The 17,604-nt window shown below is 71.1% G+C and carries 14 protein-coding genes and 3 pseudogenes; 7 read left to right on the top strand and 10 right to left on the bottom strand.

The features are described 5' to 3' along the window. Positions 1-116: 116 nt before the first annotated feature. From ACZ43N_RS20940 to ACZ43N_RS20930, 3 genes and pseudogenes are all read right to left on the bottom strand, one after another. Entirely contained in the window at positions 117-2,504 is a 2,388-nt protein-coding gene (locus ACZ43N_RS20940) for a SpoIIE family protein phosphatase (protein WP_468099291.1), read from the bottom strand. A gap of 131 nt (positions 2,505-2,635) precedes the next feature. Next, positions 2,636-3,412 carry a peptidoglycan-binding domain-containing protein gene (locus ACZ43N_RS20935; protein WP_468099289.1) on the bottom strand — a complete coding sequence of 259 codons (777 nt, stop codon included), beginning with the start codon at positions 3,410-3,412 and terminating at the stop codon, positions 2,636-2,638. 76 nt (positions 3,413-3,488) lie between these two features. After that, a pseudogene (locus ACZ43N_RS20930) lies at positions 3,489-3,680 on the bottom strand (sensor histidine kinase); the annotation flags it as partial. 12 nt (positions 3,681-3,692) lie between these two features. Here ACZ43N_RS20930 and ACZ43N_RS20925 point away from each other — a divergent pair. Then, positions 3,693-4,320 (top strand): annotated as a pseudogene (locus tag ACZ43N_RS20925) (response regulator); the annotation flags it as partial. A gap of 20 nt (positions 4,321-4,340) precedes the next feature. On the opposite strand, the gene ACZ43N_RS20920 reads toward ACZ43N_RS20925, so the two are convergent. Further along, complete coding sequence (locus ACZ43N_RS20920; RefSeq protein WP_468099287.1) at positions 4,341-4,727, bottom strand: PPOX class F420-dependent oxidoreductase; 387 nt, start codon at positions 4,725-4,727, stop codon at positions 4,341-4,343. Between the two features lie 615 nt (positions 4,728-5,342). On the opposite strand from ACZ43N_RS20920, the gene ACZ43N_RS20915 reads away from it, so the two are divergent. Next, on the top strand, positions 5,343-5,777 hold the full coding sequence (locus tag ACZ43N_RS20915; RefSeq protein WP_468099286.1) for a hypothetical protein: 435 nt from the start codon (positions 5,343-5,345) through the stop codon (positions 5,775-5,777). Between the two features lie 9 nt (positions 5,778-5,786). Here the strand turns inward: ACZ43N_RS20915 and ACZ43N_RS20910 are convergent. Further along, positions 5,787-5,948, bottom strand: a pseudogene (locus tag ACZ43N_RS20910) (integrase); the annotation flags it as partial. 481 nt (positions 5,949-6,429) lie between these two features. Between ACZ43N_RS20910 and ACZ43N_RS20905 the strand changes: the two are divergent. Both ACZ43N_RS20905 and ACZ43N_RS20900 read left to right on the top strand, forming a co-directional pair. Beyond that, complete coding sequence (locus tag ACZ43N_RS20905; RefSeq protein ID WP_468099284.1) at positions 6,430-7,725, top strand: ankyrin repeat domain-containing protein; 1,296 nt, start codon at positions 6,430-6,432, stop codon at positions 7,723-7,725. A 110-nt stretch (positions 7,726-7,835) separates the two neighbouring features. Next, positions 7,836-8,614, top strand: a protein-coding gene (locus ACZ43N_RS20900; protein WP_468099482.1) for an IS5 family transposase whose coding sequence is annotated in 2 segments (ribosomal slippage) — positions 7,836-8,445 and positions 8,445-8,614 — 780 coding nt in all. Because the reading frame shifts where the segments join, the coding sequence is not laid out codon by codon here. Here the strand turns inward: ACZ43N_RS20900 and ACZ43N_RS20895 are convergent. The 5 genes from ACZ43N_RS20895 to ACZ43N_RS20875 all read right to left on the bottom strand — a co-directional run bounded on the left by ACZ43N_RS20895 (position 8,596) and on the right by ACZ43N_RS20875 (position 14,512). After that, positions 8,596-9,048, bottom strand: a complete 453-nt coding sequence (locus tag ACZ43N_RS20895; protein WP_468099282.1) for a DUF5959 family protein — start codon at positions 9,046-9,048, stop codon at positions 8,596-8,598. The two genes, ACZ43N_RS20900 and ACZ43N_RS20895, sit on opposite strands and share 19 nt — an antisense overlap. Before the next feature lie 163 nt (positions 9,049-9,211). Beyond that, positions 9,212-9,688, bottom strand: coding sequence for a hypothetical protein (locus ACZ43N_RS20890; protein WP_468099280.1), 477 nt, complete (start codon positions 9,686-9,688; stop codon positions 9,212-9,214). Between the two features lie 277 nt (positions 9,689-9,965). After that, positions 9,966-13,034: an FG-GAP-like repeat-containing protein gene (locus tag ACZ43N_RS20885; protein ID WP_468099279.1), complete on the bottom strand. Its 3,069-nt coding sequence runs from the start codon at positions 13,032-13,034 to the stop codon at positions 9,966-9,968. A 344-nt stretch (positions 13,035-13,378) separates the two neighbouring features. Further along, positions 13,379-13,537 carry a hypothetical protein gene (locus ACZ43N_RS20880; protein WP_468099277.1) on the bottom strand — a complete coding sequence of 53 codons (159 nt, stop codon included), beginning with the start codon at positions 13,535-13,537 and terminating at the stop codon, positions 13,379-13,381. A gap of 339 nt (positions 13,538-13,876) precedes the next feature. Next, positions 13,877-14,512: an HAD family acid phosphatase gene (locus ACZ43N_RS20875; protein WP_468099276.1), complete on the bottom strand. Its 636-nt coding sequence runs from the start codon at positions 14,510-14,512 to the stop codon at positions 13,877-13,879. Between the two features lie 262 nt (positions 14,513-14,774). Between ACZ43N_RS20875 and ACZ43N_RS20870 the strand changes: the two genes are divergently transcribed. The 3 genes from ACZ43N_RS20870 (at position 14,775) to ACZ43N_RS20860 (ending at position 17,604) form a co-directional block, all read left to right on the top strand. Continuing rightward, positions 14,775-15,614 carry an SAM-dependent methyltransferase gene (locus ACZ43N_RS20870; RefSeq protein ID WP_468099275.1) on the top strand — a complete coding sequence of 280 codons (840 nt, stop codon included), beginning with the start codon at positions 14,775-14,777 and terminating at the stop codon, positions 15,612-15,614. Then, on the top strand, positions 15,611-16,132 hold the full coding sequence (locus tag ACZ43N_RS20865; protein ID WP_468099274.1) for a GNAT family N-acetyltransferase: 522 nt from the start codon (positions 15,611-15,613) through the stop codon (positions 16,130-16,132). Before ACZ43N_RS20870 ends, ACZ43N_RS20865 begins: the two co-directional genes overlap by 4 nt. 98 nt (positions 16,133-16,230) lie before the next feature. After that, positions 16,231-17,604: a S1 family peptidase gene (locus ACZ43N_RS20860; protein WP_468099273.1), complete on the top strand. Its 1,374-nt coding sequence runs from the start codon at positions 16,231-16,233 to the stop codon at positions 17,602-17,604.

Genomic DNA, 17,604 nt, shown 5'->3' with positions numbered 1-17,604 from the left:
GGGGGGGGGGGGGGGGGGGGGGGGGGGGGGGGGGGGGGGGGGGGGGGGGGGGGTGTGGGGGGGGGGGGGGGGGGGGGGGGTGGGGGTGGGCCCCCCCCCCCCCCCCGACCGTCGTCTCACAGGGTCGGCGGCAGCGCCTGTTCGGCCCAGATGGTCTTGCCCGCGCCGCTCGGCCGGCTGCCCCAGCGGTCGGTGAGCTGGGCGACGAGGAGCAGACCGCGGCCGCCCTCGTCGAAGGTGCGGGCCCGGCGCAGATGCGGCGAGGTGCTGCTGGCGTCGGACACCTCGCAGATGAGGGTGCGGTCACGGATGAGCCGAAGTTGGATGGGGGCACCGCCGTAGCGCATGGCGTTGGTGACGAGTTCGCTGACGACGAGTTCGGTGACGAAGACGGCCTCCTCAAGGCCCCAGCGCACCAGCTGGTCGGTGGCGAGCTTGCGCGCGTCGGCGACGAGCGAGGGGTCGTCGGCGAAGTTCCAGACGGCCACCTGTTCCGCGTCGAGAGCGCGGGTGCGGGCAAGCAGCAGGGCCACGTCGTCGGCCGGGGTGTCCGGCAGGAGGTCCCTGAGCACGTTGTCGCAGGCGCGCTCCAGGCTGCCGACCGGCCCGGTCAGGGCGGCGCGCAGGGCGGCGGTGCCCGTGTCGACGTCCCGGTCCCGGGCCTCCACGAGGCCGTCGGTGTAGAGGGCGAGGACCGAGCCCTCGGGCAGTTCCAGCTCCGTCGACTCGAAAGGGAGCCCGCCGACGCCCAGCATCGGTCCCGCCACCACGTCGATGACCTGCACGTCGCCGTCGGGCCGTACGACCACGGGCGGCACGTGCCCCGCCGAGGCGATCGAGCAGGCGCGTGCCACCGGGTCGTACACCGCGTACAGACAGGTGGCGCCGATCTCCCCTCCGCCGCTGCCGTCGCCCGCCGCGAGGTGCTCCACCAGGTCGTCGAGGTGGGTGAGGAGTTCGTCGGGCGGCAGGTCCACGTCGGCGAGCGCCCACACCGCCGTCCGGAGCCGGCCCATGGTGACGGAGGCGGGGATGCCGTGTCCGACGACGTCGCCGACGACCAGGGCGACGCGGGTGCCGGACAGCGGAATCACGTCGAACCAGTCGCCGCCCACCCCGGCCTGCGACAGCGCCGGCAGATAGCGGGAGGCGAACTCGACGGCCGCCTGGCCCGCCACCGCCCGCGGCAGGAGGCTGCGCTGGAGGGCGAGCGCCGTGGTGCGTTCACGGGTGTACCGGCGCGCGTTGTCGACGCAGACGGCGGCCCGGCTGGTCAGCTCCTCGGCCAGGGCCACATCGTCCTGGTCGAAGGCGTCGGGGCGTTCGACGGTGAGGCTCCGGACGAACACGGCCACGCCCAGGGTGGTACCCCGGGCGACGAGTGGTATGGCCATCAGGGACAGGTCGTGCTCCGCGGCCTCCCGCAGCTTGGCGGAGCGGGCGTCGTGCCGGGAGAACCACGTGTCGAGGTCGTGGTCGCCGGTCCGGGTGAGGACGGGCTCGCCGGTGAGGAGGGCGCGGGCGGGCGGCGAGAAGAGCGGGTAGACGTCGGCGGAGCCCAGGCCGATCGCCGCTTCGGGGACACCGGGCGTGCCGGAGTGGTGGGCGGCCCGGTGCAGTTCGACGTCGCCGTCGACCGGGCCCGTCTCGGGTTCCTCGCCCTGGAGCACCGACTCCAGGAGGTCGACGCTGACGAAGTCGGCCAGCCGGGGCACCACCAGTTCCGCGAGTTCCCGGGCCGTCTGGACCACGTCGAGCTTGGTGCCGATGGACCCGGCGGCCTCGTTCAGCAGGGCCAGGCGCCGGCGTGCCCAGTGCTGCTCACTGCTGTCGAAGGCGGCGAGGGCGGTGCCGATCAGCTCTCCGGTGTGGTCGCGCACCGGCCACATCTCGAGGTTCCAGGCGTGCACCCGGCGGCCGGACGGTGAGCGGGTCCAGCTCTCGTAGTGGACCGGCCGTCCGGTCTCCACGACGATCTCCAGATGCCGCAGGAAGCCGCGGCTGCGGTCGGCGTCCTCCACGGTCTCCGGGTAGTACCGGTGCAAGAACTCCGTCTCCGGCCGGCCCATGACCCGGCATGCCGCGTCGTTCATCCGCAGATAGCGCTGTCCGGTGTCGAAGACCGACATGGACAGGGACGCCTGCTGGAAGGCCAGCTCGCCGAGGGCGCGGTCGGCCGGGTTCGGACTCGCGACCACGACGAACCCCCGCTGTGCGTCGCTGCCCAGCAGCGGGACCATCCGCACGGCGACCTGCTGCGGTCGGCCGCCCCGGTGGCGCAGGGTCAGCACCGTCTCGCCGTGCGCGAGCAGCGCCCGCCGGGCCGCCGTCGCGTCCCCGTCGACAAGATCCGACGCCGGTCGGCCGGTGACGTCGGCGGAGGTGTACCCGGTGAGCCGGCGCGCGCCCTCGCTCCATCCGGAGACGAGGCCGTGGCCGTCGACCACCGCCATCGCCTCGCCGGCCGTGGCGGCCCGCCGCGCGCCGGACGCCTTCGTCGCCATAGGGCCAGGATGGTCCGATCGTGGCGGGGCAACAACCCGGATGCGCCGCGGGCGCACCGGGTCCCGGCCCCGCCGCGGCGAGCGGCGATCGCGGTCCGGTCACAGCACCACAACCTGTCCGGACAGCCTTACTAGGCGGTGGTGCGGGACTCCAGGTCCTTGCGGGTGTCGTCGCCGTACACGCCGGTCTCGTCGCCGCGGATGCCGTACCAGAGTTGGAAACGGGCGACGGCCTCCCTGAGGACGACGTCGTACTCGCCCGAGGTGGGGCCGTTGTCGTACACGTTGGGGATGCGCCGGAGCCTCTGCTGGAGTTCGGAGACCTCGGGGCCGCTGTCGCCCTCGCGGAGGGTGCCGGGGCCGTCCGGGTCGACGGCTTCGTCCGGTGCCGGGGCGGCGGGCGCGGGGGCCGAGGCGTCCGGCGCCGAGGGCGTCGGGGTGGTGGGCCGCGCTTCCGGCCGGGTGTCTGCGCCGGGTACGAGGAGCGCGGCGCCGAAACCCAGGAGGGCCGCCGCGCCGATGCCGACGACGACCGCGGCCCGTTTCAGGCCGGCTCCGCCGTTGGGTGCCGGCTGCCTCCTCTGCCGTCGCCCGGTGTGCGGGGCGGCGCCGGTGGCGAAGTCCTCCCCGGCCCTCACCGGCGGGAGTTCCTCTGTCTCGTACTCCTCCGTCAGGGGGAGGATCCGCTCCGGGGCGGGTTCCGGGGCCGGGACGGACGTCGGGTCCGGGGCCGGTGCCGGCGGGACGACGACGGTCTCGTACTCCTCCTTCGGGGCCGTCGTCCCCTTGTACAGCTCGAACTCACGCAGCAGTTCCGCCAGGGCCTCGGTCCGGCGGCGGCGCATGACGTACGTCGGCTCGATCGTGGGACGCTTCGTCGTCTGCCCTGGTTCGGGCGGCATCGACACGCTGTTCTCCTTCCGTGCGAGCGGTCTCCCGCCATCCCCGTGAGGAGATACGGGAGGACCGCGCGGAGGGTTCAGCTCATCGGCTGCCCGCCGGTGCGGCGGGCAGCACGGCGAGGACCTCCCAGCCGGGGCCGTCGGTACGTCCGTGGGCCTGGAGGCGTCCGCCGAGCGCGGTGACGCGTTCGTTGAGGCCGACGAGTCCGAAGCCGCCGCCCCGGGCCGCCTCCGGCAGACGGGCCTGGCCGCGGCCGTCGTCCCGCACCGAGACCCGGCCCAGTACATGGTCCGCACCGGCTTCCGCTTCTTCCTCGACGCGCAGCCGGACATCATCGTGGTCGCCGAGGCCGCCGACGGCGAGGCGGCCGTGCGGCTGGCCCGTGAGGCGCGGCCCGTGTGTGTCTGCTGGACATCCGGATGCCGAAGCTGGACGGTCTGGAGGCCACGCGGCTGCTGGCCGGGCCGGGTGTGGCCGATCCGCTGCGGGTGGTCGTGGTGACCACGTTCGACCTCGACGAGTATGTGTACGGGGCGCTGCGCGGCGGCGCCTGCGGCTTCCTGCTCAAGGACTCGGGGCCGACACTGCTGGCCGAAACGGTGCGGGCGCCCCCGGTGGGTGACTCGCTGGTGTCTCCGTCGGTGACGGTCCGTCTGCTGAAGCACGTGGCGGCGGAGGCGGACCGCGCCGCCGGGGCCGAGGCGCCGCGCCCCGGGAGCCGTTGACCGACCGCGAGCTGGATGTCGTCCGTCCGGTGACGCTCGGGCACACCAACGCGGAGATCGCGGCGTCGATGTTCGTGTCCCTCTCCACGGTCAAGACCCACCTCGGCAGCATCCAGCTGAAGTTCGCCGCCCGGAACCGGGTCGAGATCGCGGCCTGGGCCTGGCGGACGGGCCTCGCGGCAGACCGTTCGCGACCCGGTACCGCGGGTCAGGACGTCAGGGTGATGCGTAGGCCGACGGTGCCGGTGGTGCCCCGGCGGACGCGGCTGCCCAGGAGGCTAAGGCGGCCGAGGAGGCCGTACTTGCGGGCGATGAGCAGGCGGTAGGCGGCGGAGCCGGTGGCGTCGAGGATCTCGGCGCGGGCGGGGACCGATTGCCCCGTGGGGTTGCCGCGTACGTCGCAGGGTCCGACGAGGACGTCGGCGCGGTTGCGGATCCGCTTGACCTTCCAGGAGTCGGCGACCGTCCAGACGCCGAGCGCGTCACCGTCCCGCACCACCCACACCGGGGTGGGAACGGCGGTGCCGTTCTTGCGGTAGGTGGTCAGCAGCAGGTACTTGCCCGTGCCGAGCGCGTCGAGTGTGGTGTCGGCCATGGGCGGAGTCTAAGGGTTTTCCCGTAAGTGATCTTCGTGTCGGCTTGGGACACGGTTGCTCACCGCGTGGCTGTCACGACCACATTGCTGGTGACTGTGCCGGGCTGGGTCGTAGGCGTGGCGGCGGCGCGTCGCTTCCTCGCCGAGTTGCAGCGACTGGGGTTGGCGGCGCCGGGCGTGCGCGTACCGGGTTCACCGGTCGCGATGCTGGTTCGCACTTGCTGCCGCGCTCGCCGTCGGCCTGGCGGTCTCGGCCGCCGCGGCTTGGCGGATCCCGCGGATCCCGCCAGCAGCCGCCCTCACCGAGAGCTCGGCCGAGCACGGGCGGACGGGTGCACCGCGCCTGCCGGCCGGGATCGGCGCGCTGGTGAGCGGCGGTCTGCTGCTGCGACTGGCCGCGACGCAGCCGACTGAGCGGTCGGACAAGGCGGGTCAGGCAGCGGCCAGTCCGAGTGCGAGCGAGGTGCGGCGGGTGCCCCGAGGGTTCAGCAGCTTCATGTGTCTCTCCCGTTGGCGTGTGGTGCTGTGACCGCATACGTTCACCGGGGTTGTGATCCGCGACGCCAGGAGCTGAGCTTCTAAGGTGAGGGGTCACGTGGCGGGTGGGGAGGGCGTATGGCGGAGGTCGAGGTACCCGGGCCGAAGTCGGACTGGGAACGCGCGCCGGGGTACCAGGGCGGCAAGCGAAACCCGGCCTTCCAGGCCAGCATGTGGGAGTATGCGGCGAGCTCCTTCCGGTTGGTTGCCGGCCTGTCGCCGTCGCTGGACGTTCTGGCCGCGCGGCTGCGGTTGAACATCGAACGGGGCTGGGAGGATCTGGGCGCGGTGGATGCGGCGATGTTCCGCATCCAGAAGATCGACTTTGCGCTCAGCCGACTGGAGGGCAGCCCTTGCCCGGATGTCTTCGTCTGGGTTGGCCGCGCCCAGGGGGACGTCGACGCGGCCCTCGACCTCCTTCTCGAGGCCCTCGGTATCGGCGAAGAAGCCCTCACCTTCCGCGGCGACATCGACACCGGCTTCGCTGACCTCCGGAGCGAACCTCCGACCTGAGACCTGAACTCACTCTGCTTCACCGATGGGGCGTCCGCCCCATCGGATGCCTTTCTCGCTGCGGATGCGTGCACGCTCGCGGCGCTGGGCGGCGAGGACGTCGGGGTGGCGGGCGTTGGTGTTGCGCCAGGGGAGACAGGCGTGCGGAGCTCGGGTCCGGGCCGTGTGGTTGCAGTCGGCAGCGTCTCCTCCAAGGGGGCGTCACGCGGGGGACACCACTCCGCGCCCTTGTCCCACATCGCGACGAAGGCCGCCTCTTCGTCGGCCCTGGTCGGCACCTCTGTGTGCTGCACGCCCACGGCTTCAGCAGGCCTGCCGTGCGCCCCAGCGGCACTTGTCTTCTCGGTGCCGCACGCTGAGAGCGACAGAACGGCGAGCCCTGTCACCGCGAGGGCCAACCGTGGGCGGCGTGCGGAGCGGGCGACCGTACCGGCCCGGGCAGGGATCTTCGTCCTGCGCACAGCCTCCGACAGGGCCTCCCGTCGCCCATGAGTACGCATACTCAACAGGATCGGGCGCACTCACCCAGGTCTCCTGTCGTCGGCCGGGGGCCCGTTCTGCTGGCGCGCGCGCCCGGTCGGCACTTCACTGTCCTTGGACCGAGGTGTGCAAGGCGTTACAGAGGAGACTGGCGGGGGTCGTGGGCACGAACATGAGCGTGAGGTCAGGTGCGGGGGGCGAAGAGGGGGCTGTCGGAGAGCATCCTCTGATCGCGGCGATACGGGCCGGGGACGCCGAGGCGGTGGAGAGGCTGCTCCAGGCAGGCGCCGATCCGGATGTGTGCGACGATCGGGGAAATCCCGCGCTCTGCATGGCGATCGAGACCTATGCCGGAACCATCGCCCGTCTTCTCGTCGACCATGACGCCGACCCCGGACGGTCCGGACCGGACGGTGTGCCCCCGCTGCACAGGGCGGCCGACTCGGGTTCGCCGGCGCTGGTCGAGGCCGTACTGCGCGCCTGGTCGAGGCGGGGCCATCACAAGGCAGAACTGCCGGCGGCACGGGAACTCGCCCGGCACTGGCATGGGTCGGGCATCGAGGCGGAGCTGCGGCGCCGTACCGGCGCACGGGGCCCGGTGGCCCGTACCCGTGTCCTGGACGACGAGTTCACCTATGTCGATGAGTTCTCCCTCGGCGGGCTGACAGTGCGCGACGGACACGCGGCGATTCTCACGGACCTGGAGGCGCGGTCCGGTATACGGGCCTCCTTCGAGGAGTTGTTCGGCCGGGCCCTCACCCGCCCCGACCAGGATCACGCCGTGTGGTCGAGTGCCACCATCCTGCTGGGCCGGCGTCGTGACCAGGGGACCTGGGACGCCGCCGTGGCCCTGCGCGGCCACCCGGACCCGGTGCACCGGCTGTTCGGCGCAGAGGTACTGCGGCTCACCCACCTCTTCGACGACAGTGATGAGGACCGGTTCGCGGGTCCCGCCGTGGAGCTCTTCCTCGACTGGGCGGGCCGTGAGCAGGACGCGCGCGTGCTCGCCACCGTACTGACCGGTGTCGGCGAACTCTCCGACCCACGCTGCGACGCAGCGCTCTTGCCCCATGCCACCCATCCCGACGCCTGGGTGCGGCACACGGTCGCCTCCGGCCTGATCAGCTGGGGACGCGACTTCTCCCCCGCGATACGGAAGACGTTGCTCACCCTGATGACCGATCCGGAGGCGGACGTGCGCGGCTCCGCCTGCCGGGCGGTCGCAGACGGCAAGGACCGCTCCCCCACCCTCACCGACGCCATGGCCGCACTGCTGGACGACCCGGTCCGCCAGGTCCGGGTCACCGCCGTGTACGGCCTCGCTCGCCACGACGACGAGCGGTGCGTGGAAGGGGCACGCCGCCTGCCCCCGCCACCGCCGGGCGCCTCGCCCGAGCATGACCTCGACGAGGTGTGGCGGTATGAGAGGCGCCGTGACGGCCGTTGGGAAGGCGGGAAGCGATCTTAGAAGTCCTAACGAAATGATCTTCGAGGGGGTTGGATCGCTCCGGGACTGATGATCCGGGGGTGCGGGTGGCTCGGCCGAAGCCGTGGGAAGTCGAAGACGAGTTGTGGGCGATGATCGAGCCGCTGTTGCCCAAGGTCGAGCGTCGGACCCGGCACCCAGGACGCAAGCGGCATCCGGACCGGCTCGCGTTCCAGGGCATCCTGTTCGTCCTGCACACCGGGATCGCCTGGGCACACCTGCCGCAGGAACTCTGCTTCGGCTCCGGCATGACCTGCCGGCGGCGTCTGGCCGAGTGGACCGAGGCCGAGGTGTGGCCGCGACTGCGCGGGGCCCTCCTCGCCAAGCTCCCCGGCGCGAACGCCCTGGACTTCTCCCGGGCGGCGGTCGACGGCTCCCCTATCCGGGCGTTGAAGGGGGAGCCACGACCGGACGAAGCCCCGTCGTCCTGGTCAGGACCGGGCAGCAAGCATCACCTGATCACCGACGCCACCGCCATTCCGCTCGCCCCCCTGACCGGCGGCAACCGCAACGACGTCACCCAGCTGATCCCGTTCCTCCAGGCCGCGCCGTCCGTGCGGGGTAAGCGTGGCCGGCCCCGGCGCCGCCCGAACGTAGTCCTGGTAGACCGCGGTTACGACCACGACAACCACCGCCGTCTCGTCCGGGACGTCGGCAGGAAGCCGTTGATCGCCTGCCGCGGCATCAAGCGTGGCTCCGGCCTGGCACTCAACACTGGGTCGTGGAGCGCGCGTTCGCCCATCTGCACTGGTTCCGCCGTCTGCCGATCCGCTGGGAGATACGCGACGACATCCACGAAGCCTTCCTCACCCTCGGATGCGCACTCATCTGCCGGCGGCGCCTGGCCGCAGTTCAGCGCCGCCACTCATAGGCACCCGGTGAAGACTCCAGCACTTCGCTCGGCCACTCCTGCAGTACCTGCCCGAGCAGCTTCCGCTGCTCGTCGATCCAGCCCTCTTCAAGACTCACGGGAAGGAACACGCAGACGCACGAACTGCCCAGATCTTCTACACGGACAGCGACAGTCCCCTGCTCCTCGTTGTACGGCTGGATCTTGATCTCGGGGCTGCGGTCGTCATCCCTCCAGCAGATCTCCTGACCGGCAGCAAGCAGGTCCAGAGCACGCGACCACTCTTCCAGGTCGGAAGGGAACAGGGACATGGCCAACCGACCGCCGACGAAGCTGCTGGTCACAATGACCTCTGCGTCGAGCTGGTCGTGAAGATGCAGCACGCCCGGCGACCTACGCCCCAGCACACGCACCCGGAAGCTGTTGTCGCCATCCGAGAGGCTGATCAATTCCACGCCGCATCCTCTGCCCTGCCCGCTCACATCTGTCAGAGCTCAGGGTCTCCGAACCAGGTCAACGGGCACAAGCAGGTTGTCCCCGCCTCATTCCGTCAGAAGTTCTTGGGCCCACCGCAGGTCAGAAGAGTTACCGCCGCCACAAGACCCAAGCTTCCCAACCTCAGGGCGCAGTGCCGTCTGCGCTGACGTGCAGGTCTTCTCGCATGCGCGTCCGAAGCACAGCAAGCGCATCGTCATAAGTTCGGCGCCCCTCCAGGTACCGGGGATCAGTGACCAGGGCTCCCTCCATCACCCGGTCGCGGAGGTCACGCAGGTGGCGGAAGGCATCCTCTGAAGCCTCTACGACGCGGCTGGGCGCGCTGATGGTCATCTGGTACCTCAGTCCGATGCAGGGCCCGAACGCTTCGCGAGCCGTGGTGCGGCGCGTCGAGGGTTCCATGTCCGGGTCCCGAGCCATGTTGCCGCAGGCGTGACGGGCCTCGGAGAGGCCGGCCAGGTAGTCCCCGTACAGGGTGCGACGCGCTTGGGCCTCGCGATCCAATCGCTCCCGCTTCCACCGTTGACGGTCCAGGAGCATGGCGGATCCTGTGGCGATCGCCGCGCCGACCATGGTGCTGATCAAGGTGATCCACTGCATGGATCGACCGTAGCCACGGCCGCGATGCCCATCGGCCCCGCACCGCAAGCGCACCAGATCGAGCAGGGAACAGCGAGGAACCACTGGGAGAGCACCGTGCCCGATGAATCCACAGCCCAGCCGTCCGCCCAGGTCAGCGACCGAACTGCCCGCAAATGATCGCAGCTTCCCAAGCTGAGAGCGCGAGTTCGATTCCCGTCACCCGCTCCACGAGGAGACCCAGGTCAGGGATCTGGGCCTCCTTGCTGTCCGTCGTCAGTCGTCGGAGAACCACGGCTCAGAACACGCCCTTGTAGCCCTGCCAGCCGGTGGCGATCTTCGTACGGCTGCCGAAGGAGCCCTTGCCGGTGCCGTTGGAGCGCCACAGGTTGCCGGCGGTGTCGCGGGCCACGAGGTCGGCCTTGCCGTCGCCGGTGATGTCGCCCACGCCCACAACGACGTCGTACGACGAGCCCCAGTCGTCGAACAGCTTGACCCGGCTCTTGAACGTGCTCATCGCGGTGCCGTCGTACCGCCACAGTTCGTTCGACTTGTCCTGCGCCAGCAGATCGCCGTGGCCGTCGCCGTTCAGGTCACCGGCTCCAAGGACCTTCTTGTAGCCCGTCCACTTGGACGCGATCTTCACCCGCGCCGAGAGCTTCCCCGTGCTTGTCGCCCTGTAGAGGTAGACGTCCCCCGTCGAGGACTGACGGGCGATCAAGTCCCCTCGGCCGTCACCGCTGACGTCGCCCGGCGAGGTCAGCACGTCGTACTGGTCCCAGCCCGTGCCCAGCGAGGTGTACGCCGTCGACGGGGTAACCGCCGCCCCGCACGCGGGCCGGTAGGCGCGCAGGGTGCCGCTGCTGTAGCGGACGAGCACGTCGTTGCACCGGTCGCCGTTCAGGTCGCCGTACGGCACGAACTTCGCGCTCGTCGGCCATCCTGAGCCGGTCTTCTTGCTGGTGAGTGTGCCGGTGCCGGTGCCGTACTGGTACGTCAGTCCGCCCGAGCTGTTGAGGGTGAGCAGCTCGCCGAAGCCGTCCGGGGTGGCGAAGTCCCGCCGGACCGGGGTCGCGCCGGTGACCTTCACCGTGCCGGTCTTCGTCAGGGCCGTGCCCTGTCCGTCGGCCGGGGCTGCGGTCAGCGCCCAGGTATACGCGCCGTTGGCGACCAGCTTGCCTGCGCCGTCCTCGCCGTTCCACGACGCCGGGATCACGCCGTGGGCCGTACCGCCGGTCAGGGTGCGTACGGTCGTACCGGTGGCCTTGTTCCTGATCACGAGCTGCCAGGAGGCAGCCGGCTTCGACAGCCACCACCTGGGGCTCCAGCTCGCGGCGCCGCCCTTCACATCGACCGAGCCGGCGACGGCCGAGTCGAGCTGGGTGAGCGCCGAGACGGGGACGCCGCTGGACACCACGTGGGTGTCGCCCTTGGCGTCCACGTACGCGATCAGGCCGGTGTACGGGTCGACGTCCCAGGGCTGCCCGGACTGGAAGGTCCCCGCCGAGTGCGACACGGGCGTGCCGCTGCGGACGTCGGTGACCTTGAACTGGCCGTCCACACCGGTGACGACGAATCCGTCACCGAGCTTCGCGGTCTCCCAGTCTCCCGCGGTGAGGGTCAACTTGGTCTTCGCGACGGTGTCGTAGACGCCCTGGCTCTCCACCGACCCCACGCACGACCACAGCAGCCAGCGCCCGGCCGCCTGCAGGTCCTCCAGCAGGCACCCTCGTCCGAACCACACCGATTCGCCGCGCCTGCCCGTGCGGACGTCGACCGGCGCAGCGCTGTCGTTGCCGTCCCGCACCCACAGGGTGGTGCCCCACATCGCCGTGCCGTGCTCCGGCGAGGTCAGCACCGTGTCGCCCGTGCCGAGGTCGATCACCCGCGTCTGCGACCCGGCTTCGTCGGTGTACTCGGTGGCCATCGCGACGTGCCGTCCCCTGGCCTCCCACACCCGGACGTAGTTGTGCTCGGCATCGACGGGTGTGCCGGGCAACGAGCCCGCCGGTCCCACGAACCGGGGCACGCGGTCGCCGCCCGAGGACCACTGGTTCCAGACCACCGTGCGGCCGTCCCCGGTGCCCACCAGGTAGGGGTTGTCGTCGGTGACGCCCTGGGCTGTGCGTGAGCCTGCCGTGAGGGTGTCGCCGGTCACGTCGACCGTCCGGCCGTACATGTACGTACGCCCCCGGTCCCAGTCGTGTTCGGTCACGGTCAGCCGGCCGCCCGCCAGGGTGAGTTCCTGCACGGGGTCGGCCACGGGCTTCAGTTCGGCGGCTGCGACCTTCCTGACCACGGGGGCGCCGTCGGCGCCCGCGCGGACCAGGTTGACTCCCCAGTCGGCGGTGTCGGGGCCGCTGCCGGGCACCAGAAGGCCGCCGTCGGGGGTGGGGACGGCGAGGGAGAGACTGCGCGACCGGGCAAGTACGGTCCCCGTCGTCGAGCCGTCGGTGGCGAGCGCGTCGACGCGCCAGACGGGCAGGGAGCCGTCCATGGCGCCCAGCGAGGAGTCGTAGCGGGAGACCAGAAGCGCGTCGCCGACCATGCCCAGCAGGTGCGTCGGCCCGTCGTTCGCCAGGGGCACGGTACGGACGGCGGTGTTCAGGTCGTCGCGGGAGTAGACGGAGACGGCGGTACCGTCCCACGACAGCAGATGGGTGGAGGTGAGGACCACGTTCCCGCTGCCGTTACCGCTCGGGTCGTGGGGCAGCTCGACCAGCCGGCCCTCGTCGGCGTCGAGCCAGCCGCGCCGGAACGTCCCGTCGGCCTTGTACAGGACCACCATGCCGTGGGCGTCGGCCACGGGTGAGTCGCCGCTGGTCACCGAGGTGATGCCCGTGGGGACGCCCGACACGGTGCGGTCGCGCACCGTACCGTCTTCCTGGAGGTCGAACAGGTGCCACGTCAGGTCGTCGCCCGTCCCCGACCAGGCGGTTGTCACGACGGTCCGCCCGAGCGTCCCCTGGTAGGTGTGCCGGTCCGGGAGCGGGATCGTCCTGGCCGTCCCCCCTGCCGCCATGTCCCGCAGCGTCACGGTCTGCGCGTCGTCGTCGTAGCGGGCGACGACGTCCGAACCGGCGCCGAACTCCGGTATCCCCCAGACCTCGGCGGCCGAGGAGTCCACCACCGTGTCCTCACCGGTGTAGGTGGTCCAAACGTGGCCGCGTCCGGGTTCATAGCGCAGGAACCCCGAGGGTCCCGCGCTGAACAGGGCGGTCTGGGGCCGCAGCGACGTATCCGCCGGGATGACCACCTCGGCGGCCCCGTCCGCGTGTGCGTCGAGGGTCAGCGGTCCGGGGGCCATGGCCAGGGTGAGCGAGGTGGCGGCGGCGACACCGCCGCGTATGAGGGCACGTCTGCCCACTCGGTTCCTCCACAGGAGATCGGGTATTGAGGGAAGCTGGAAGCCGGGGAAGGAAGGAATGCGGGGAGACTCGTATGACGGATGGCGGCAGGGCGGACGACAGGACGTTGATGTGCGAGCTACCGTCCGAGTGGCCGGATATTAGCAGCGGCCCAACTCGGCCATAGCAGGTGGTGACCTGCACGAACGCCCGCAGCCGAACTTCCGCACACCGGCGAGACCGGCGTGCCCGGCGCGGGGGCGGGTCGCGGGGCGTTGCGGGCAAGGTAGCCGGGCCCTCCGAAGAGCCCTGCACTGTTCGCGTCGTGGGCTCAGGTGTGCCGCGAGGGGCTCGGAACCCGAACTCAGGTGAACGGCCCTGTACGCGGCCGCGTGAGGCACCAGCACAGTTGCATCGTGGCGTTGTCGTCGAGGTTGGTGGACAGGGCCAGGGTGCGTTCGGCGAAGGCCCGTGCGGCGAACGTACGCAGTGAGCGGCGCGACAGAGGGCTCGGGGTCGGCATCGACGCCGTGGTCGGTCGCCGGTCCCGCAAGGCCGTAGGCGTAGCCCCTGCCCCACCGCCCGGCCCTTCCCGCCGTCACCGCGGCGGTACAACTCCGCCCGTCCCACGACCGTCTCCCCCGAGGTGGAAGCCGGCGCGGTGAACGACACGCCCGGGCACCGCTCCGTGCGCTGGAGGCGGCGCCCAGTCCTGTGCCGGGCGCCGACCGGTCATGGTGCAGAGCCAAGGCACCCTAGCCGAAGTCGGCATGATCCGAACGAACGGGACCCCAGGTGTACGGCCGCCGGCGACGGACCGGCGGCCGTACCGCGATGAGCGGCTCGCGAGGACGTGGCGGCGTCAGTCCAGCAGGCCGTCGTAGTCGGGGAGCTTGAACGTGCGCTCGGCGTGGCCGCCCACCAGGTCGGTGGTGTTGTTGCCGACGTTGGCGATGATCGTGTAGCCGTCCGACTCGATGTCCGCACGCGAGGCGGTCTTGTAGGCGGAGACCTCCGCGAAGAGGTCGGGGAGGTCACGGACGTAGAGGCCGTCGACGGGGTAGCCGACGGTCTTCAGGTTCCACTCGGTGAGGCTCTCGACGATGCCGGGGCGGGCGGTGACGAAGAAGACGGCGACGCCGCGGGACTTGGCGTACTGGGCCAGCTGGAGGGAGGGCTTCAGCGCCGGGGTGGGCAGCTTGTACCAGGGCGTGTAATGCGTCTCCAGGGCGGTGTTGTCGATGTCGAAGACGATGGCGAGCTTGCGCCCGGACGTGTTCGTGGTGCGCTGCTGGACATAGGGCGTCGCCGTGTCGACGACGGCCTTCACGTCCTTCTGCCAGGTGGCGTAGTCGACCTCGGTGGCCGCGGCAGCGCTCACCGCGGCCCGGCTCGGGGCGGCGGCCGCCGGCACCGCGGCGGTCAGCGAACCGCCCAGACCGAGGACGGCCACCGCGGCGACCGTCGTGACGCGGCGTCCCACACCGCTAGCTGTCATGTTCGTCCCCTTCGCATGTGAAAGCGGCGAGGTCGTTCGAACCGTCGCCGCACTCGTCATGGTCATGCCCATCAGTGGCCGGGAGACTACCTGAGAGTTACTGATTGGTAGAGGGGTCTCGACGTTCGAAAAAACGCGGAGTCGGGGCGGGCAGGGAACCGGGTCGCCGAGAAGATCGCAGAAGGCTCGGCAAAGCCCAACCAACAGGTCTACATTGCCCTTTGACTCTGCTTCCTCCACAGAAGATCCAGGAGCTGACGCCGTGACGGACAACCCGGCAGCCTCGGACTTCCCCTCCTCGTCGCTGCACAGCCGTATCGTCACCACCCGGCCGGTCGCGGCGCGGATCTGGAACTACTGGCTCGGCGGCAGGGACTACTACGAGGTCGACCGGAAAGCCGGGGACGAGATCAGCCGGATGCATCCGAGCATCCACGACTACGCCCGCGCGGACCGGCAGTTCCTCGGGCGGGCGGTGCGGCATCTGACCGCCGAGGTGGGCATCCGGCAGTTCCTGGACATCGGCGCGGGGCTGCCGACCGCGGACAACACCCATGAGGTGGCCCAGCGGATCGCGCCGGACGCGCGCGTGGTCTACGTCGACAACGACCCGCTGGTCCTGGTGCACGCCCGCGCCCTGCTGACCAGTTCACCCGAGGGCCGTACGGACCACGTCGACGAGGACGTGCGCAATGTCGACTCGGTCCTCGAACACACCGCGCGAACCCTGGACCTGAGCCGGCCGGTCGCGCTGCTGCTGCTCGACGTGATGGCGTTCGTCGGCCACGACGAGGACCCGTACGGCATCGTGCGCCGTCTGATGGACGCCCTGCCCGCGGGCAGCCATCTGGTGCTGTCGCACACCATCACCGGCCCGGGATGGGCCGATGTCGACGCCGCGGCGGCCTGGTGGAACGTGCACGGCACCCCGCGGCTGAACCAGCGCACCCCACAGGCGGTCGCCCGCTTCTTCGACGGGCTGGACCTCCTCGAACCGGGCGTGGTGTCGTGCACGCGCTGGCGTCCGGAGACCACCGGTGACGCCCCCGGAGAACCGGAGGAAGTCGCCATGTACTGCGGGGTGGGGGCCAAGCGCCGATGACGACCGACCGGGTCAGGCTCCAACTGGACGTGACCGACTTCGACCTGGCCCGTTTCCAGCCGTACGTCGACAAGTGCCGGACGTCCGGCATCCGGTTGACCACGCTCTCGGAACTCGGCGACACCCCGGAGCACCGCCGCGCTTTGTACGCACTCAACAAGGAGTGCTCGGCGGACATCCCGGGCCGCGGCGAGTTCTACGGCTACGAGGAGTACCACCGGCTCCGCTTCGAGGTTCCCGCCTACGATCCGCGCGGTGTCGTCCTGGCCCTGGACGGCGAGCGGTGGGTCGGGATGGCGGCGACGTCGGACCGGCGCCGGTCCGGGTTCGTCTTCAACGAGATGACGGGGGTGCGGGCCGAACACCGGGGCCGGGGCATCTCCGTCGCGATGAAGACGTTCGGCATCGGGTTCGCCGGCCTGTGCGGGGTCAGCCTGGTCCGCACGGTCCACCACCCCGGCAACACGCGGGCGATCGCCATGAACCGGACGTTGGGGTATGTCGACGCCGACTGGTGAACACGCGCCCGTCACCGCACGTATGTGAGAAGGGCGCTCAAGGACCGGACGCCCTCGCGGTGTTGACGCCGTGTCGTACGGGGTTCGGGAGCCAGGTAATGAGGCACGCACGACGACGAGTCGTGAAGCGAGTGGCACGGCTTACGGCCGTGGGAGGACTGCTCTGCGGGGGCCTGATGGTCACCCAGGCGGCGATGGCGACCGAAACCACCACCGCGCCGCCCACGACCCGCAGTTCGGTGCTGGCGGCCTCCGGTACGGGCACGGGTCTGGTGAGCAGGCTCGGCTCCTCCCGTACGGCGGGCACCTGGATCGCCGACGACGGGCGACCGGTCGTCGCGGTCACCGACGAGGAGGCGGCGGCCGAGGTGAAGAAGGCGGGCGCCCGCCCCAAGATGGTCGAGTACAGCGGCAAGGAGCTGAAGTCCGCCACCGCGGCCCTGCGGTCGGCACCCCGCGTCCCGGGCACCTCCTGGGCCATCGACCCGGCGTCCAACGAGGTCGTGGTGCGCGCCGACAGCACGGTCTCCAAGGGCGACTGGGCCAAGCTGACCGATCTGGCCGAGGAGATAGGCGGCCCGGTGCGGATGGAGCGGACCAAGGGCGCGTACACGATGCGGCTCAACGGCGCGCAGCCGATCTTCGGCACCGGCGGGCGCTGTTCGATCGGCTTCAACGTCACCGACGGCGAGAACGCGTTCATGCTGACCGCCGGGCACTGCGGTCCGGCGGGCTCCGTGTGGTTCTCGGACAACCAGGGCCGGGAGGAGATCGGCCGTACCGTCGAGTCGAGCTTCCCCGGCGCCGACTTCTCGCTCGTGCAGTACCTCAAGGACGCGCCGAGCAACGCGAGCAATGTCGTCGCCGTCGGCGACGGGCGCGGGGTGCGGATCACGGGGATCGGTGACGCGGCGGTCGGTCAGCGGGTGTTCCGCAGCGGCAGCACGAGCGGTTTCCGCAACGGTGAGGTGACCGGCCTCGACGCGACGGTCAATTACCCGGAGGGCACGGTCTCCGGGCTCATCGAGACGACGGTGTGCGCGGAGCCCGGCGACAGCGGGGGCCCGCTCTTCTCGGAGGGCGTGGCGCTCGGGGTCACCTCGGGCGGCAACGGTGACTGCACGCAGGGTGGGACGACGTTCTTCCAGCCGCTCAGGGACGCCCTGGACGAGTTGAACGTCCAGCTGGCGGGTGTCCCCCAGGCCCAGGCGACCGCCGGAGCCGACGCCCCCTCCGACGACGCCGAGCAGGGCGCCGGCGCGCCGGGTGCCGTGGAGCCGGGGGCGGTGGGGCCGGTGGACGCCTCGGGGGCCGCGTCGGATCTGATCGACCGTCTCGCCGACCCGCGCAATGTGGGTCCGGGCCTCCTGGTCGTCGCCGGCAGTCTGGTCGCCCTGGCGGCGACCCGCTTCATCCGCACGGAACAGGATCGGGCGGCCTACCGCCGTCAGTATTCGCAGAGCTGGAGCTGA

Source organism: Streptomyces sp. NPDC030814, from assembly GCF_055572155.1.
Note: the sequence above shows the minus strand (reverse complement) of the source record. Positions and strands in the feature narration are given on the sequence as shown.

Bases quoted from the DNA above. Each gene is read 5' to 3' on its own strand.
- ACZ43N_RS20940 (WP_468099291.1), bottom strand. From the start codon at position 2,504: ATGGCGACGAAGGCGTCCGGCGCGCGGCGGGCCGCCACGGCCGGCGAG.
- ACZ43N_RS20920 (WP_468099287.1), bottom strand. From the start codon at position 4,727: ATGGCCGACACCACACTCGACGCGCTCGGCACGGGCAAGTACCTGCTG.
- ACZ43N_RS20890 (WP_468099280.1), bottom strand. From the start codon at position 9,688: ATGCAGTGGATCACCTTGATCAGCACCATGGTCGGCGCGGCGATCGCC.
- ACZ43N_RS20860 (WP_468099273.1), top strand. From the start codon at position 16,231: ATGAGGCACGCACGACGACGAGTCGTGAAGCGAGTGGCACGGCTTACG.
- ACZ43N_RS20905 (WP_468099284.1), top strand. From the start codon at position 6,430: ATGAGCGTGAGGTCAGGTGCGGGGGGCGAAGAGGGGGCTGTCGGAGAG.
- ACZ43N_RS20875 (WP_468099276.1), bottom strand. From the start codon at position 14,512: ATGACAGCTAGCGGTGTGGGACGCCGCGTCACGACGGTCGCCGCGGTG.
- ACZ43N_RS20880 (WP_468099277.1), bottom strand. From the start codon at position 13,537: ATGCCGACCCCGAGCCCTCTGTCGCGCCGCTCACTGCGTACGTTCGCC.
- ACZ43N_RS20915 (WP_468099286.1), top strand. From the start codon at position 5,343: ATGGCGGAGGTCGAGGTACCCGGGCCGAAGTCGGACTGGGAACGCGCG.
- ACZ43N_RS20865 (WP_468099274.1), top strand. From the start codon at position 15,611: ATGACGACCGACCGGGTCAGGCTCCAACTGGACGTGACCGACTTCGAC.